This window comes from Amycolatopsis sp. VC5-11, from assembly GCF_037034185.1.
Taxonomy (GTDB): domain Bacteria; phylum Actinomycetota; class Actinomycetes; order Mycobacteriales; family Pseudonocardiaceae; genus Amycolatopsis; species Amycolatopsis nivea.
This window is the reverse complement of record NZ_JBAGKF010000024.1, coordinates 9,058-24,566: the sequence shown is the minus strand read 5'-3', so window position 1 is coordinate 24,566 and position 15,509 is coordinate 9,058. Positions and strand designations below refer to the sequence as shown.

The window sequence follows — 15,509 nt, the reverse complement described above, 5'->3', positions numbered from 1 at the left end:
GATCCTTTCCGAAGCTAATGCCGATTCTCGTTGCCGCACAAGGATTTTCGTGTTCTTGTCACGCCGGTCGGCGTTTTCGCGGGACGAATTCACTTCCGGGTGAGCGTCACGTCCAGTTTGTTGCCCGGACCGGAGGCGAGATCGGTGATCAGCCCGGTCAGGAAACCGCAGCCGGTGAATGCCGGAATGGCGTAGGTCGCGGTCAGCTTGCCGCCGGCGGCGGGGTCGAACCCGGACGGCGACGCGAGCGGGACTTGAGCCGGAGTTTTCGTGCGGCAGGAGTTCGAGGTCATGACCGGGAAGCCGAGCAGGCGCACCTTGGCGAGCCGGACGTCCACCTTGGCGTTCGCCTTGGCCGTCCCGTCGGCGAAGGTGCCGTCGATCGCGCCTGCCTGGCTCAGCTTGACCGTCGCGGAGGCGGGGAGGAAGCCGAGCAGCCGGAAGTGCACGTCCGATGCGGGCAGGGCGAACCGGGCGTCGAACGTGCCCGCGGCCGCGTCGAGCTTCGCTTCGAGCTTGCCGGGGCCGAGCGGCAGGGTGGCGTGCAGTTGCTTGAGCGTGGTTTTGCCGCGGAGCGAGTAGGTGAAGGAGGTGCTGCCCGGCGGCGTGGTGGTGGGCTGGGTCGGCTGGGTGGTCGGTTCCGTGGATTGGGTCGGGGACGTCGGCTGGGTTGGTTCGGTGGAGGAGGTCGGCGAGGTCGGTTGCGTCGAGGACGTCGGCTGGGTTGGCTCGGTCGACGACGTCGGTGAGGTTGGCGAGGTGGGTTGCGTCGGCTCGGTGGATGACGTCGGCTGGGTCGGGGACGTGGGCTGCGTCGGTTCCGTGGAGGACGTCGGCTGCGTCGAGGAAGTGGGTTGGGTCGGCTCAGTGGACGACGTCGACGGGGTGGGCGAAGTCGGCTGTGTCGACGTGGGCTCGGTCGGAGACGTCGGCTGAGTGGGCTCGGTGGACGACGTTGGCGACGTTGGCGAGGTCGGCTGGGTCGGCTCGGTGGACGAGGTCGGCACGGTCGAGGAGGTCGAGGAAGTCGGGGAGGTCGGCGTCGTCGTGCCTCCGCCGGGCTTGATCTCGAAGGTGCCCAGCTGCTGGTTCTGGCCGGGGACGACGACGCAGTCCGAGGTGAACGTGCCGAGGTCGGTGGGCTGGCCGGACGCGGTGCGCGGGGTCATCGTCGTGCTGAAGTTCCCGACGGTCACCGACGCGGTGCCCGCGCTGGGGAACGTCACGGCCGGGGCCTGGCCGCTGGTTTTGACGTGGAACGCGCCGGACGGCGGCACCGGCGTCGAGGGGATCGTGAGCGGGAGGCCGAGGTTCAGCGTCTTGTCGACGGGATACTTGAGCTGGGCCGCCGCCTTGGCCGAGCCGTCCAGGGTTGTGGCGCCGACCAGTGCGAGGCCTTCGGTCGCGGTCTCCGGGACGGTGACGTCCACGTCGAACTTGATCGGGGTGGACGCCGAACCCGCGACCGCGTTGTCCGGCAGGTTGGTGTCGATCTTCACCGCGAGCACCTGGTCGCCGATGAGCGGGAACGGGCAGGTGTAGTTCAGGGTCAGGCTGGCCGGCGCGGCTTGCGACAGCCCGGCCCCGGCCAGCGTGGCGGCCGCCGCGGCGCTCGCGACGGTCAGGGCGGCCAGCGCGCCGGCCGCTTTTCTCGACTTCCACGGAAACTTCACGGCTCGTCACCTCGGGGAATCGGGACAATGTTTCCGGAAAATACCGCCGCGATTGCCCGCGCACCACCTCCCGGCTATTTCTTTGTCACACCGGCCGGAATGCCTTGCCGCAAAAGGGTCACCTGGCTCATGACTTGTCACGCGCGTGCTATTCGCCGCGCGGAAAACTGTTACGCCGAGGACAGCGGGCGGCCGGGTTCTTGCTTTTCCCGGCGGCCTCTCGTTACCTTTTCCGGGAAAGGGAAGGAGCGGCCATGCGCCCGCCGGTCATCGCCGTGACGGACCTCGTGAAGAAGTACCGCGAAGTCACCGCGCTCGCGGGGATCAGCCTCGCCGTCGCCCCCGGGACGGTGCTCGCGGTCCTCGGGCACAACGGAGCCGGGAAAACCACGCTGATCGACATTCTCAGCACGCGGATCCGGCCGAGTTCCGGCACCGCCCGGGTTTGCGGGCACGACGTCGTCCGGCGCGGGCGCGCGATCCGGCGGCGGATCGGGGTCACCGGGCAGTTCACCGCGGTCGACGACGCATTGTCCGGACGCGGGAACCTGCTGCTGATCGCGCGGCTGCTGGGCGCGAAACCGGCGCAGGCGCGAGCGCGCGCCGCCGAACTGATCGCGTCGTTCGGGCTCGAGGACGCGGCGGACCGGCCCGCCGGGACCTACTCCGGCGGCATGCGGCGGCGGCTCGACCTGGCCGCCGGGCTGGTGGGCGCGCCGGAAGTGCTGTTCCTCGACGAGCCGACCACCGGACTCGACCCGGTGAGCCGGGCCGCGTTGTGGAACGTCGTCGAGGAACTGGCCGCGCGCGGCACCACGATCGTGCTGACCACCCAGTATCTCGAAGAGGCGGACCGGCTGGCCGACCACGTCGTCGTGCTCGGGCTCGGGCGCATCACCGTCTCCGGCACGCCTGCCCAGCTCAAAGCGCGGCTCGGCAGCCGCACCGCGACGCTGACCCTGGGCAGCGAACTCACCGTGCGCCGCGCGGTGGACGCGGTGTCCCGCCTCGGTCTTTCAGCGGGCCGCGCCGGGCTGACGCTGACCGTTCCGCTGCGCGGCCCCGGTGACATCACAATGCTGGTGCGCGCGCTCGACGCGGCCGAAGCTCCGCTGCGGGACCTGACGGTGACCGAGCCGACGCTCGACGACGTGTACCTGTCCCTGCACACGGCAGCCGCGAACTCGTGACGCGATCCCGCCACCGCGCACCGGCCGCGGTCCTCGCCGATCCGCCGAGGTGGCCCGAAACCACCTTCTGGACCCAGGTCCGCGTACTCGCCGCCCGCTCGCTGCGCACCGCGTTCGGCGACTGGCGGCTGGTGTTCTTCGGCTTGCTGCAACCAGTCGTTCTGCTGCTGCTCTTCAGCCAGGTGTTCAGCGGCGTCGGCGCGCTGCCGAGTGTCGCGGCCTATCAGGGATACGTGAATTTCCTGGTGCCCGCGACGCTGGTCAACATCTCGATGACGACCGCCATGAGTTCGGGCGCGGGCCTGCTCGCGGAGATCTACAGCGGGTTCACCGCGCGGCTGCGCTGCCTGCCGATCTCGCTGTTCTCGGTGCTGGTGGCCCGCACCCTCGCCGATTCCGCGCGGCTGTGCGTGCAACTGATCGTGACCTCGGCCGCGAGCGTGCTGTTCCTCGGCTTCCGCCCGGCCGGCGGGGTGCTCGGGCTCAGCCTGGCTCTGGTGCTGACGCTGGTCGTGGGCTGGTGTCTGAGCTGGGTGTTCGTCGCGATCACGACGTGGCTGCGCAAGGCCGAGACGCTTCAGGCAGCGTCGTTCGTGGTGATGTTCCCGCTGATGTTCTCCTCCAGCGCGTACATGCCGCTGGACTCGATGCCGCAGTGGGTCCGCGCGGTGTCGGCGGTCAACCCGCTGACGTACGCGATCGACGCGACCCGAGCGCTGGCCTTGGCCCGCCCGGTCGGCTGGTCGGTCGCGGCGGCACTGGCGATCGCGGCGGTGGCTGCGGTGGTGGGGAGCACGTTGGCCGCGCGGACGTTCCGCGACCGAAGCTAGCCCGCCGGCACCAACGCCTCCAGCCGAGACGCCGCCTCCGGCGCGCCCCCAGCCGCGGCGAACGACGCGCCGATCCGCGCCGCACCCGCGCGATACTTCTCGGCCGACTCCACCGCCGCACGGATGTCGGCAGCGCGAGCACGATCGAAACGCACCCGGATCCCCGCCTGCGCCGCGACCACTTGCTGAGCCAGCATCGACTGGTCATCACGGATCGGGGCGAGCACCAGCGGCAACCCGGCCGCCAGTGCTTCGCACACGGTGTTGTGCCCGCCGTGGCAGACCACGACCGACGCCTGCGCGAAGACCTCGACCTGCGGGATCCGCCACGCCAGCGCGACTTCCTCGCTCTCCAGCGTGCCGGTCGGATCGACGACCAGCCCCTGGACGTGCGGCATTCCGGCCAGCGCGGCGACGCTCTCGGCGAGAAACCGCTCTCCCGCCGCAGCATTCGACGTGCCGAGAGTCACCACCACGAGCGGTCGAGTGTCCACAAAGGACCTCGCAAACCCGTTGGGGGAAGCGGGAAGCACCGGGCCGACGTAACAGACCGGTGCGGAAACCCGTGGCCGCCCGGCCAGGGCGCGCGTCGTGAACGCCAGCACCAGGTGCGGGGAGAACCGCAGGTCGGCGACGCGGGCTCCGTGCCGTGCGCACAATCCCGTCTGGAGCCCGGCCACCCACGACGCGATCCTCGGCATCGAGGCGAGCGGATCGGCCAGTTCGGTGGACGTCGAGGCCGACGTCGCCCACGGCAGCCCGCGGCGGGCGGCGACCAGCGGGCCCGCCAGCGCCTGCTGGTCGGCCACGACGACGTCGGGGCGGAAAGCGTCGACGGCGAGTTGGACGCCGGGAACCATCGCGTCGGCGAGCGGGACCAGATAGGACTCCCAGAGGTACTTCAACGCGGCGAATCCGCGCAGCTCCGGAGGCCGCAGCGCCACCGAAAACGGCCGGGAGTCGCCCGCCGCGAACACCTGCCCGGCGACCAGTCCGGACACTCCCGGCGAGGGCCCGCACCAAGCCACCTCGTGGCCGCGCGCGGACAGCTCCTCGGCCACCCCGCGCAGCGGTGCGATGTGCCCGGCCAGCGGCGGGACGACGAGCAGGAACCTCATGCCGAATGCCGTCCGATCCATTCCAGCACCAGTTTGCGCACCTCGCGATGCTGTTCCACGAGCACCGAATGCCCCTGCCCTTCGAACACGTGCAGTTCGCCGCGCGGGAGCATCGAGGTGAGCGCTTCGAGGTCGTCGGCCTGGTAGCCGTGGCTGCCCAGCACGGACAGCACCGGGCAGCCGATCGCCGCTACCTGTTCCCAGGAGAGCAGCGGCCCGAGCGGCACCTCCTCGGCCATTTTCGTGGACGTGATCCGCTCGGCGGCCAGGCGCGCCAGCCGCCGGTGGTGCGCGCTGAAGTTCGCCTCGATCCAGTCGAAACTCTCCTCTTCCTGGAGGAAACGCACGGTGTGCGCGAGGATTTCGCTCATTTTCCCGGCCCACGCCTCGGTCGCGGGCTCCGATTCGATGCAGACGATGCTGCGGACCCGCGACGGGTTGGCGACCGCGTAGCTGTAGGCGAGCGTCCCGCCGAAGCTGTTGCCCACCAGGTGCACCGGCTGCTCGACGCCGAGCTGGCCCAGCAGATCGTCGAGGTCGGCGACGAAATCGGCCAGGGTGTAGCCCCGCACCGGCCGCTCGGTCTTGCCGTGGCCGCGCAGGTCGTAGCTGATCACGTCGATGCCCGCGGCCGCGACCGGGGGCGCGAGCGTCAGGTAGAAGCTCGCGAGGCTGTCGGTGCCCATGCCGTGCAGGAACACCACGGTCTCGGCGCCGCCCGCGCGGACGAGCTGCACGTTGGTGCGCAGCCCGTTCACCGTCATCGTGGGCACGTGCGCTCCCCCACGAACCGGGCGATGTCGCCGACGGTCAGCCCGATGACGTCGTCGAGGTCCTTCTCCGCCAGGTACTCGGCGAGGTTGACGTCCTCGCCGAAGTGCTCGGCCAGGATGCTCGCGAAGGTCACCAGGTCGATGCTTTCCAGCTGCAGGTCTTCGTGGAACGTCGTGTCGGGCGTGATCTCGGCGCCGAGCACGTCGGCGTCGCCGACCAGCTCGCCGAGCAGTTCCGCGACGACGTCGAAGACAGCCGAGGCGTGGTCGATGGTCATGTCGTGCTCCTGAGTTGTGCGATGGCGGTGTCCCCGTTCAGCTCAACGGAAACAGCGAAACGAGGCAGCTCCCGACCCCGGCCGGACACCCGGCCGTCGGCATGCACGCGGATCTCGGCTGGGTAAATCTCTTCGGCCAACTCCGCGCGGACAGCGTCCTTCGCCGCGATCCGGGTCAGCAGCCAGCCACGCTGCTCGCGCGGTGGTACCGCGGCGAATTCGGCCCGTTCCTCGGCCGCGAGGTAGACACCGGCGTAAATCTCGCGCGCGGCGACCGTCGGCCAGCGGTCGGTGACAGACACGCGACCGCCGTCCAGGCGCTCGGAAAGCAGGTGCTGGTGCGGGAAGGCGTAGACGCGATGGGCCGCGCGGTCGCACGGGAACCGGACGTCCCGCCAGCCCTCGACGGTCGCGAGCACCTGGCCGTCGCGCACCAGTTCGGCGTCCATTTCCAGCACGTCCGGCCGGGGCAGCCGCGTTCGCACCAGGCATTCGACCCGGGTGCCCGGTCCGGGTTCCGCGCCGTGCCAGGTGATCCGGCCGATCGAGCGGGGGAAGGCGAGCAGATCGTCGGTCCGGGTCGCCATCAGCCAGCAGCCCAGCAGCTGGCCCACGTTGTCGAGCAGCCCGCCGGGAGCGGACGGCACCACCAGCTCGCCCCGGATGTGCTGTTCGCCGAGACCGGTCAGCCGGGCCAAGCCTTGGTACGCCGGGCCGTGGAACATCTCGCGGCGTGCGTAGATTTCGGCCGCGGCCAACGGCGGCGGGGTTTCCGGCGCTGGAATCCGCGCGCGGGGCGGCGGTGGCCGGTACGCGCCCAGCTCGACGGTCAGCAGTGCGTACGGTCCGATCTCGACAGTCACCTGGTCGCCCCGGCGGCTGAGCGACAGCGGCACCTGCTGGGCGGGAGCGGCGATCAGCCACCGCGAGAACACCGCGTCGCGCACTGTGGCCGCGGTCGTGCCCGGCCACGTCCGTTCGACGGCCCGGCAGGCGAGGTCCACCAGCGTGGTCGCGGGCACCACCGGGCGGAAGTCGGTCTCGTCGGGCCAGTCGTCGCGCTGCCGGAAGAACCGGTGGTCGCGCAGGTACGGCATCGCGGCGAGCGATACGTCCACAGTGGACTCGACCGGACGCTGGACCGCAGCCGCGACGACGTCCGCCGCGCTCTGGCGGGTCTGGTCGAGCAGCGCGCGGAACTCCGCGGCGATCGCCTCGGGCGTCCCCGCGGGCAGCTCCGGCAGGCTCCGGTCCTCAAGCAGCCCACGCGCCCGTTCCCCTAGTGTCAGCAGCGGTCGCCCGGTGTTCAGTCGGATCCGCCGCGGCTCCGCGGCCGCGAAGTCGGGTGCGCCGCCTTCGGTCCACAAGGCCGTCGCGACCCGGCGGAGCTGAGCGAGCCCGGAGCGGGTACCGGATCCGGCGGCGACGACCAGGTGCTGCCGATCGCCGAGCGTGTCGGTGACGAACGAGCCCAGCTGTCCGGCGCCGACCTGCACGAACACGCGGAATCCGTCCTGGTGCAGGGACTCGGTCAGCTCGCGGAAGCGAACCGGGCGCACGAGGTGCTCCAGGTACAGCCGGCGGATCGCGTCCGGTTCGGCGGGATAGGGCCGCGCGGTGGTGGCAGACCACACCGGCACCGCGGGTTCGCGCAGCTCCAGCTCCGCCGCGAGCCGAGTGAATGGCTCCAGGTGCGGCCGCAGCAACGGCGTATGGAAACCGGACCGGAACGGCAGCGTCCGCGCCACGATTCCCTTGCTGCGGCACGTTTTGGCGAACGCCGCTATCGCGTCCGGCGGACCGCACACGATCGTCTGCTGCGCCGCGTTTTCGTGGGAGACAACGAGGTCTTCGGTGAGCAGCTCGGCCGCTCGCCCGGCCGGGCAGCCCAGCACCAGGTAGTCCGCGGCGGGCAGTTCAAATCCTTCCGGCCAGTACCGGTCCAGCAGATCCGGCTCCGGCTGGTACATCCCGGCGGCCTGCATCGCGGTCCACTCGCCGGCGCTGTGCCCGGCGAGCGCGTCCGGGCGGATCTCCAGCCGTCGCAACGCCTGGTCGAGCACGAGCCCCGCCGCCGACACGCTCGCCGCCCGCGCGGGCACGCTCGCGGTCGACCAGCGCGGACGGTCGAGTCCGAAGTGCCGCGCGACGTCGGCGAGGCGCGGTTCGGCGTCCGCTTCCAATCCCGGATACAGGAACACGGTTTTCCCGTGCGGCAACAGTGGCTCGGCGGTGCACCAGAGGTCGGCGCTGTGCCACGCCCGGCCGGTGGCCGCGACTTTCCCGATCACCTTGCGAGCCATGGCCAGTTTGCGTTCGTCCGGGCCGACGATCCCGATCCGGCACCGCCCGTCCCCCGGCTCCCCCGGCCGGTCGAGGCGCTCCAGCAGCTCCGCTGGAGAGCCCGCGGCCAGCCGCAGCACGCGTTCCGGCTCGGTGACGCGTGCCTTGCGTTTCGGCGCCGGATCCCCAGCCTCCACCACCAGATGCGCGTTCACGCCGCCGAACCCGAACGCGCTCACCGCGGCCACCCGCGGCAACGCGCCCCACGGCTCGGCTTCGGCCAGCACGCGGAACCGCGTCTTGTCGAGCAACGGGTTCGGGTCGCCGCAGTGCAGCGTCGGCGGAAGCACCTCGTGGTACAGCGCGAGTGCCACTTTGACCAGCCCAGCGACCCCGGCCGTCGACAGCGTGTGCCCGATCATCGACTTGACCGAGCCGATCACCGCCCGCGGACCGCTGGTCGTGCCGAACACCTCGGCGACGGTGGTCAGCTCGGCCGCGTCCCCGGCGGGCGTGGCCGTGCCGTGCGCCTCCAGCAGGCCGATTCCCGCCGGGTCCATTCCGTCCCACGCCCGGCGCAGCGCGAGGGTCTGACCCGCGACGGACGGGCTGAGCAAGCTCGCGCCCCGCCCGTCGCTCGACGTGCCGCTGCCCCGCAGCACGGCGTACACACGGTCGCCGTCGCGCCGCGCGTCGGCCAGCCGCTTGAGCACGACGATCGCGGTGCCCTCCCCGATCAGCATCCCGTCGGCGCCGCGCGAGAGCGGGCTGATCCGCTGGCTCGGCGACAGCGCGCCGAGCTGGGTGAACAGCGACCAGAGCGTGTCGTCGTGCGTTTGGTGCACTCCGCCGGCCAGCACGGCGTCGCAGCGTCCCCGGGCCAGTTCCCCGATCGCCTGGTCGACCGCGACCAGCGACGACGCGCACGCGGCGTCGACGGTGTAGGCCGGGCCGCCGAGGTCGAGCCGGTTCGCCACGCGGGCCGCGGCGAGGTTGGGCACCAGCCCGGCGGCGGTCTCCGGCCGGAACTCGCCCAGGGTTTCGCGCAACGCCGTGCGCAGCCGGTCGAGCACGTCCGGCCCGGCGGACGGGACCAGTTCGCCGACCGTGCGGGCGATCTGCCGGACCGTGCGGACCCGCTGGTCGAATCCTTGCAGCCCCGGCGAAAGGTAGCCTCCGCGGCCGAGCACGACGCCGATCCGTTCGGGGTCGCCGAGCCCGCGGAGACCGCCAGCGTCGTCCACTGCGGCCACGGCGACCGCGAGCGCCGTCAGCTGGTCCGGCTCGATCCCGGCCAGCGACGTCGGCGGCACGCCGTGGGCGGCTGGGTCGAATTCGAGAGTGTCCGGAGCGAATCCGCCGCGGCGGCCGTGCGTCCGGTCCGGCGCGGAGCCGGCTAGCCCGTGGAACGCCGGGTCGCGGCGATCCTCCGGAATCTCAGTGACGGCGTCAGCACCTTCGACGAGATTCCGCCAGTACTGGTCCACAGTGGACGCTCCCGGGAGGAAAACGCCCATCCCGACGAGCGCGACTGGTTCCTGCCTCACCATAGCGACGCCGTGTACAGGACCGCGCGATCAATTCCGTAGGCGAGTTCGCGCAACAGAGCCGCGACGCCTTCTCCGGCGTCGAGCAGGGCGACCTCCCGGCGTTCGTACTCGCGGGCCAGCTCCGGCGAAACCATCCCGCTGTGGTCAGCGCCGGGGGCCCACGGCCCCCAGTGGACAGTGACTGCGCGGCCGGGCCAGCTCGTGCTCAACGCTTCCAGAGCGTCGTTCGCCGCGGCGTAATCGGTCTGGCCGCGGTTGCCGAGCACTGCGGCGATGCTGCCGAAGAACGCGACGAACCCGGGCTCGACGCCGAACTCCGGCAACGCCGAGAGCAACGCGCGCGCACCGTCCACTTTGGTCTCGAAGACGGTGCGGAACGACTGTCCGTCCTTGTCCGCCATGAGCTTGTCGTCGATCACGCCCGCGGCGAAGACGACGCCGTCGATCCGGCCGTGTCGCGCGACGAGGTCTTTGACCAGCTGGTGCACGGCGTTCGCGTCGCGTACGTCGAGCGACTGGTACGCGGGGTCGCCGCCCGCAGCCCGGATCTCGTCAAGGGTGCGGCCGATCTCCCGCTGCGCCAGGACGGTCCGCACCTGGCGTTCGATGTCGGCCACCGATCCGCCGCGTCCGGCGAGCACGGCCCGCATCGCGGCGGGGTCGGCGGGCAGGTCGTCGGGTTCGCCGGGCCACGGAGTGCGTCCGGCGAGTTCGATCCGGCAGCCGGACTCGGCGAACGCGACCGCCGCGCGGGCGGTGATCCCGCGCGCCCCGCCGACGAGCAGGACCAGGGAATCCGGGCCGAGGTCCAGCGCGGCGAGTTCGCCGCCGCCCGGTCCAGCCCCGGAGTAGGCGATCGACCCGAGTTCCTGGGGTTGTGGCTCGATGGTGAAGCGGCCGTCGTGGTCATGGCCGACGACGGACGGGCCGCCGCTGCAGGCTTCGTCGACCAGCAACTTCGCGAGGTCTTGCCCGACCTCGACCAGCCGGGTGGCGCCCTCGCGTTCCAGCGCGGCCGAGCGGACCAGGCCGCGAAGCCCGGGAGTTCCCGGCTCCGCCGCGATCAGGACATCTCCATGCACGGCCTTGAGCCGGGTGAACAGTTCCGGGGCCTCGGCGCCTTCGGCGAGCAGCACGGTGAGTTCGGCGTCCTCGGTGACGACTTTCGCTCCCGCGCACGCGAAAGCCTCACGGACCGACGCGTCGTCGCCTAGCACCGCCACGGACTTTCCGCGCAGCCGCGCGGGATCCGGGTCGAGCGGCACCGGCACTCTGGCCAGCCGGTACCGCTTCGGCGCGGCCGCCGCCGGAGCGGGCGACAACCAGCTCTCCAGGTGCGCGGTGAGGGCGTTCGCGGTCCGGTCGCGGCTGAGCTGATCGGTGCGGTCGTCGGCGGGCAGCCCGAGTTTGCCCAGCAGGGTTCCGGCGATCTCGGTCCGTTTGATCGAGTCGATCGACAGGTCCGCCTCGAGGTCGAGGTCGCCCGCGATCATCTCCGCCGGATAGCCGGTGCGTTCGCTGATCACGCCGATCACTGTCGTCAGCACGTCGGCGGGCGCTGCCTCGATCGCCGCTGGTTCCGGTGCGGCCGCCGGCTCCTCGATCACCGGGACGGCTGGCGCGGGTGCGGCGGGCGCGGTGCCCAGGTAGCCGAGCATCACGTCGCGCTGCGCCGCGACGAGTTCGCGGGCGGTGCGCAGGAAGTCGACGACCGCTTGGTCGCGGCTGGGGGCGGGCTCGGTCATCGCGGTGCTCCGTATCCGTCGGGCAGGCGGGAGGGCGGGGGTTTCGGCGCCGGGTGCGCGGACGGACCTGCCGTCGACTGCCCACGCGGTGTCGGCGGGTTCGGGACGCGACGGCCGGACCAGCCGTTCGGTGCGGACGGCGACGCCCGCTTGCGCGAGGCGGGACAACGCCGTCAGGAATCCGTTGAGTCCGGGTCCGCACGCGACCGCGGTGTGCGGGCGGTCCCCGAGGATGTCCCCCACCAGCGCGGTCAGCACCCGGCCGGGTCCGACCTCGACGAACGTCCGCGCGCCCGCCGCGTACATCGATTCGATCTGGTCGAGAAACCGCACCGGTGCGCCGATCTGCGCCGCGAGTTCGCCGCGGACGTCGCCTTCGTACGGTTGCGCCATCCGGTTCGACCACACCGGCAACCGAGGCGCGGAGAGGTCTTCCTCGGCAAGCGCCGCCGCGAAGGCGTCGCCAGCTCCGGCGACCAGCGGGCTGTGGAACGCGCAGGCCACCGGGATCCGCTTGGCCGCGATACCGGTCTCGCGCAGCCGCCGGATCGCCCGTTCCACCGCAGGCACCGGCCCGGACAGGACACTCTGCGCGGGCGCGTTGTGGTTGGCCACCACGACGTCCGGGCCGATCAGGGTCGGAGTGAGGGCGTCGCGCGTCGCCTTCACCGCGGCCATCGTGCCGGGTGCGGCAACGTCGGCGATGGCCTTCGCCCGGGCTCGGCTGAGCCGCACGAGGGTCGCGGTGTCGAACGCGCCCGCGACCGACAGCGCGACCAGTTCGCCGTAGCTGTGCCCGCCGAGGAAGTCCGGCCGGACGCCGACTTGGTCCAGCAGCCGCGCCACCGCGGTTTCGACCAGCCCCAGCGCGGGCTGTGCGACGCGCGTGTCGGTCAGCGCGTTCTCTTGCGCCGCAACGGAATCAGGGTCGAAGGCATTCGGCGGGAAAGCGGTTGCGGCGACGTCGGGGGCGAGGCGCAGGACGTCGGCCAGTTCGGGGAAGTGCACGAACAGCTCGGCGAGCATGCCGACGCGCTGGCTGCCCTGGCCGGGGAACAAGAACGCGACTTTGCCGGGATCAGCCGCGCTCGGGGCGATGCCGGCGAGGGTCTCCGCGGTTCCGGCGGGCCAGTCGCGGAGCCCGTGCCGCCGGTCGGGAGCGACCGGGCCCGCGCCGAGCACGGCGTGGAAATTGGTACCGCCGAACCCGAACGCGCTCACTCCGGCCAGCCGCGCCGGGTCCGCCCACGGCCGGGCCGAGGTGGTGAACGTGAACGGGCTGGCCGCCGGGTCCCAGGCCGTGGTGGGCTTGGTCAGGTGCAGCGTCGGCGGGACGACCTCGTGCCACAGCGCGAGCGCGGCCTTGATCAGCCCGGCCAGCCCGGCCGCGCACTTCGTGTGGCCGATCTGGCTCTTGACCGAACCGAGCGCGCAGGAGCCCGGCGTGGCCCCGGACTCAGCGAAGAAGCTCGTCAAAGTGCGCAGTTCAGTCGCGTCGCCGACGACCGTTCCGGTGCCGTGCGCCTCCACCAGCCCGACGTCCGCCGGAGACACCCCGGCGTCGCGGTAGGCCCGTTCCAGCGCGCGGGCCTGCCCTTCCGGACGCGGCGCGGTGAGCCCCAGCGCCTTCCCGTCGCTCGCCGCGCCCACCCCCTTGACCGCGGCGTAGATCCGGTCGCCGTCGCGTTCGGCGTCGGCGAGCCGTTTGAGCACCAGGCAGGCGACGCCCTCGCCGAGCGCGATGCCGTCGGCGGACGCGTCGAACGGACGGCACCGCCCGGTCGGCGACAACGCGCCGGCGGCGGTGAACATCAGGTAGTCGTGGATGCCGTTGTGCAGGTCGACCGCCCCGCACAGCACGAGCGAACTGGTTCCGCTGCGCAGTTCCTTCACCGCGAGATCCAGTGCGGCCAGCGAGGATCCGCAGGCGGCGTCGACGGTGTAGTTCGCGCCGCCGAGGTCGAGCCGGTTGGCGATCCGGCCGGAGATGACGTTGGCGAGCGTGCCGGGGAAGGTGTCCTCGGTCGGTTCGGGCAGCTGGTCCCGGAGTTCGCTCGGAACCTCCTCGAAGTAGCCGTCGAGCAGCGAGCGCAGCGTGCCCGCGTTCGCGAGGTCACCGCCTGCCTCGGCGCCGAAGACGACGCTCGTGCGTTCCCGGTCGAACTCCCGGTCTTCGTACCCGGCGTCGGCCAGCGCGCGGCGCGCGGTCTCCAGCGACACGAGCTGCGCCGGGTCGATGCTGCTCATCGCGGACGGCGGAATGCCGTAGTCCAGCGGGTCGACCGGCAGCGGCGGCAGGAAACCGCCCCACTTCGACGTCGACTGTCCGAAGTAGACCTCCGGGTCCCAGCGCTCGGGCGGCACCTCGGCGACCGAATCCTCGCCGCGCAGGATGTTCGACCAGAACGCTTCGATGTCGGGCGCGCCCGCGAAGGTACCGGCCATGCCGATGACCGCGATGTCGCGGCTCGCCATCTCCGCCTCTTCGACGGGGCGAGCGAACGTCCGTCCCGAAGCGACTTCGGCGTGCAGTTCCGCGATCGTGGTCCGGCGGTCGCGCAGTACCGCGACCTCTCCGGCCATGTACATCCCGTCGGCGAGCTGGGTCTGCGCGCTCAGCCGCGTTCCGTCGCGGCGCACGCCCTTGCTGGCGATCCGCGACCGTCCGGTGTTCAGCTCTTCGAGCCGTTGCCAGGCCTCCCGCGCGGGCACGTCGGTCAGATCTGCCTTGAGCTGCTGGAACTCCGTCGTGTACGGGCTGAGCAGGCAGCGCGTGCGATGGCCCGGCGCGGTTTCGAGGGTGACGGTGGTGTCGGCGGCGAGCACGCATTCCTGGAACAGCCGGGTGATCGCGCCGTGCTGCACGGCTTCCTTGGTGAAGAGGTAGGCAGTGCCCAGCAAAACGCCCGCACCGTCGAGCGGCGCAGCCATCGCGGCGACCATCGCGGCCGAACGGGCGTCGTGGATCCCACCGGCGAACAGCACCTCGACGTCCTTCTCCCCCGCCAGGACAGCCAGCTGCTCTTCCCACAGCTCGAAGCTCGACCGCGGTCCGACGTGGCCGCCGCATTCGGCTCCCTCGAACACGAACCGGCGCACCCCGGCGTCGAGGTACTGGCGGAGCAGGATCGGCGAGGGAACGTGCAGGAAGGTCGCGATGCCCTCGGCTTCCAACGCCTTGGCCTGCCCCGGTTTCCCGCCCGCGATCAGCACGCAGCGCGGCCGGGCGGCCCGGATCGCGGCGAACTGCTCGGCGCGCAGGTCGTCGGGGACGAAGCCGAGGATGCCCGCGCCCCACGGCCGGGCACCGAGCCGTTCGGCGGTGCCGCGCAACAACTCGGCCGTGCGCACGCCGTTCGCGGTAGCCACTGCGATGAACGGAAACCCGTCCGCGTCCGCGACCGCGGCGGCGAACGCGGGCTGGTCGCTGACGCGCGTCATCGGGCCTTGCACGATCGGCAGCGCGGTGCCCAGCGTGCGGCACAGCCGGTCGCCCAACGCTGCCGAGGGCAGCTCCGCGCCGATGATCCGGCGGACGCTGGCCTCCGTCGCGGACGGCAGTAGCACCCCCGCCGCGCCGCCCGCGAGCGCGCCCACCGCCGTCCGCTCTCCGGCCGCGCGACCCCAGACCGGAACGTCGAACCTGCCGAGAAGCTGTTGCAGCAGAACGAAATCGCTCAACTCGCCGACCCCGGCGACGAGCCCCAGCGCACCGCCGCGGACCGCTTCGGCGGCGGTTGCGGCGTCCGTGACCTCGGCGAGCGCACCCTGCCACGGCGCTTTCGTCCGGATCGCGAAGGCCGCGCGCGCGGGCAGCGGACCGTCCGTGCGCACGCCGTAGGGCACGCGAACCCGGGCCGCGACCAGGCGCAGCTCGACCGGGTCGGCCCCGTCGAGCACGCCCAGCCCGCCGCCGCGCGCGACGGCCGCCACCGTGTCGGGATCGCCGACGCCCAGGCACCGCAGCCGTCGAGCGTGCGACGGCGGGACGAGCTCGACCATCGGCTGACCTCCTGTACCGGGATGGGCAGTGGTGCGCGGACGATCGCCGCGGAACCGTTTACAGCAA

Annotated in this window: 8 protein-coding genes; 2 read left to right on the top strand and 6 right to left on the bottom strand. The window is 71.9% G+C overall.

Translation table 11 applies throughout. The annotated features are described in order from the left end of the window. Window positions 1-89: 89 nt before the first annotated feature. Window positions 90-1,673 (bottom strand): DUF6801 domain-containing protein, encoded by a 1,584-nt coding sequence (locus tag WA670_RS40530; RefSeq protein WP_336161407.1) that lies wholly within the window; start codon window positions 1,671-1,673, stop codon window positions 90-92. 254 nt (window positions 1,674-1,927) lie between these two features. On the opposite strand from WA670_RS40530, the gene WA670_RS40525 reads away from it, so the two are divergent. Together WA670_RS40525 and WA670_RS40520 are read left to right on the top strand one after the other, a co-directional pair. After that, window positions 1,928-2,863 carry an ATP-binding cassette domain-containing protein gene (locus tag WA670_RS40525; RefSeq protein WP_336161405.1) on the top strand — a complete coding sequence of 312 codons (936 nt, stop codon included), beginning with the start codon at window positions 1,928-1,930 and terminating at the stop codon, window positions 2,861-2,863. Further along, a complete protein-coding gene (locus WA670_RS40520; protein WP_336161403.1) occupies window positions 2,860-3,693 on the top strand; it encodes an ABC transporter permease in 834 nt (277 codons plus the stop codon). Before WA670_RS40525 ends, WA670_RS40520 begins: the two co-directional genes overlap by 4 nt. Here the strand turns inward: WA670_RS40520 and WA670_RS40515 are convergent. The 5 genes from WA670_RS40515 to WA670_RS40495 are packed head-to-tail and all read right to left on the bottom strand — an operon-like array spanning window position 3,690 to window position 15,442. Further along, a complete protein-coding gene (locus WA670_RS40515) occupies window positions 3,690-4,832 on the bottom strand; it encodes a glycosyltransferase (RefSeq protein ID WP_336161401.1) in 1,143 nt (380 codons plus the stop codon). The two genes, WA670_RS40520 and WA670_RS40515, sit on opposite strands and share 4 nt — an antisense overlap. Next, window positions 4,808-5,584, bottom strand: coding sequence for an alpha/beta fold hydrolase (locus tag WA670_RS40510; RefSeq protein ID WP_134666835.1), 777 nt, complete (start codon window positions 5,582-5,584; stop codon window positions 4,808-4,810). The genes WA670_RS40515 and WA670_RS40510 overlap by 25 nt, the downstream gene beginning before the upstream one ends. Beyond that, a complete protein-coding gene (locus WA670_RS40505; protein WP_134666837.1) occupies window positions 5,572-5,862 on the bottom strand; it encodes a phosphopantetheine-binding protein in 291 nt (96 codons plus the stop codon). The genes WA670_RS40510 and WA670_RS40505 overlap by 13 nt, the downstream gene beginning before the upstream one ends. Continuing rightward, window positions 5,859-9,695 carry a type I polyketide synthase gene (locus WA670_RS40500; protein ID WP_336161398.1) on the bottom strand — a complete coding sequence of 1,279 codons (3,837 nt, stop codon included), beginning with the start codon at window positions 9,693-9,695 and terminating at the stop codon, window positions 5,859-5,861. Before WA670_RS40500 ends, WA670_RS40505 begins: the two co-directional genes overlap by 4 nt. Then, complete coding sequence (locus WA670_RS40495) at window positions 9,689-15,442, bottom strand: SDR family NAD(P)-dependent oxidoreductase (RefSeq protein WP_336161397.1); 5,754 nt, start codon at window positions 15,440-15,442, stop codon at window positions 9,689-9,691. The genes WA670_RS40500 and WA670_RS40495 overlap by 7 nt, the downstream gene beginning before the upstream one ends. Window positions 15,443-15,509: the final 67 nt, after the last annotated feature.

What these genes read in the sequence shown, in the direction of transcription:
- WA670_RS40500 (WP_336161398.1), bottom strand. Translation starts at nt 9,695, where the DNA reads ATGGTGAGGCAGGAACCAGTCGCGCTCGTCGGGATGGGCGTTTTCCTC.
- WA670_RS40505 (WP_134666837.1), bottom strand. Translation starts at nt 5,862, where the DNA reads ATGACCATCGACCACGCCTCGGCTGTCTTCGACGTCGTCGCGGAACTG.
- WA670_RS40515 (WP_336161401.1), bottom strand. Translation starts at nt 4,832, where the DNA reads ATGGATCGGACGGCATTCGGCATGAGGTTCCTGCTCGTCGTCCCGCCG.
- WA670_RS40495 (WP_336161397.1), bottom strand. Translation starts at nt 15,442, where the DNA reads ATGGTCGAGCTCGTCCCGCCGTCGCACGCTCGACGGCTGCGGTGCCTG.
- WA670_RS40525 (WP_336161405.1), top strand. Translation starts at nt 1,928, where the DNA reads ATGCGCCCGCCGGTCATCGCCGTGACGGACCTCGTGAAGAAGTACCGC.